This is a genomic window from Candidatus Allofontibacter sp., assembly GCF_040404065.1.
Taxonomy (GTDB): domain Bacteria; phylum Pseudomonadota; class Alphaproteobacteria; order Pelagibacterales; family Pelagibacteraceae; genus Fontibacterium.
Genome location: NZ_JBBAJM010000003.1, coordinates 25,612 through 26,775 on the forward strand (window position 1 = coordinate 25,612; position 1,164 = coordinate 26,775).

Genomic DNA, 1,164 nt, shown 5'->3' on the forward strand with positions numbered 1-1,164 from the left:
ACCTTGCCGAACCGATGGTTCGTCATCGGTAAGGTAACTAAAAAAAAGTAACTAAAAAAGTTTATTTATATTATTTTTTATATTATTATATTATAATATATTACATGACAACTAATTTACAAGAAGAAGAAATAGTAGGTGTATTAACAAATTTTGGTCAAATAATTCCTGTAAAAAGAGGTGTTGAAAATAATACAAATTTACCAGTTATAGATAAAAATTTTTATCCAGATGCAGATAACTATTTATCAAAACAAAAAAATATAAAAAATAACGAAGAAGAGTGGTCTGAGATTAGGAATAAAGAACGTGAAAATATATTTTTAATTAAAAAAAGATTAGGTAAACAGATTTCAGAAAATGAAAATATAAAAAATGATATATTAAATATTATTAAAAAAACAGATGAAACTAAAATGAAAAAAATAGAACTTTTAAAAAATATATTTAAAAATGTATTGAATATAAAGACGTCGTTAGTCGACAAGGTACCTTTAACAGATTTAGAATTATTAGATATAGCAAACGAAGTAATCAATGATAATGTAGAAAATTTATTACTAAATAATGTTGTAATGGAAAATGTATATAATCCAAATGAAATAAAACATATTGATACTGAAAGTATTTGGTTAAATATAAATGATATTACAAATTGGTTTAAAAAATATGAAATTAATTGAAAAACTTGTTAAAAACTTGTTACAACTTTAATATAAAATTCTAGTTTTTTAGTTTTATTATCTTTACATGTAAATTGTAAATATGGATATTCACCTTGATCCCATAAAATATCAAGGTCATCTCCAGAATTACACAATTTATTAATTACACCATTATCCATTCTATTTGTTTTTGATATAGCAAAAATAGCATTGGCAAATTTAGAATTTATTATAATAAAAAATGCACCAGTGTCTCTTATTGTATTACAATAATATGTATTAATATACCCAACTCCAGTTTTTTCATATTTTGATATATTTGTAGACATGTAAAAGGAATCTTGATCTTTAGGTGTCTTTGTAATAAATAATTCTCCAAAAGATTCACTTAAAGATTCTATATTAAAAAAAAATGACATGTTATTAAAATACTTTTTTAAAAAAAAAGTATGCAAAAAACTTTAAAAATTTTAAAAAAGTATGCAAAAAACTTTAAAAA

The 1,164-nt window shown here is 21.0% G+C and carries 2 protein-coding genes; one reads left to right on the top strand and one right to left on the bottom strand.

What is annotated here, in order from left to right; all coding sequences use genetic code 11:
- The first annotated feature begins 104 nt into the window (after positions 1 to 104).
- Positions 105 to 683, top strand: coding sequence for a hypothetical protein (locus AC8IG9_RS06285; RefSeq protein ID WP_507425961.1), 579 nt, complete (start codon positions 105 to 107; stop codon positions 681 to 683).
- A gap of 8 nt (positions 684 to 691) precedes the next feature.
- Here the strand turns inward: AC8IG9_RS06285 and AC8IG9_RS06290 are convergent, their stop codons facing one another.
- Positions 692 to 1,084, bottom strand: coding sequence for a hypothetical protein (locus AC8IG9_RS06290; protein WP_507425962.1), 393 nt, complete (start codon positions 1,082 to 1,084; stop codon positions 692 to 694).
- Positions 1,085 to 1,164 lie beyond the last annotated feature (80 nt).

Coding starts and splice junctions, on each gene's coding strand:
- AC8IG9_RS06285 (WP_507425961.1), top strand. CDS start 105: ATGACAACTAATTTACAAGAAGAAGAAATAGTAGGTGTATTAACAAAT.
- AC8IG9_RS06290 (WP_507425962.1), bottom strand. CDS start 1,084: ATGTCATTTTTTTTTAATATAGAATCTTTAAGTGAATCTTTTGGAGAA.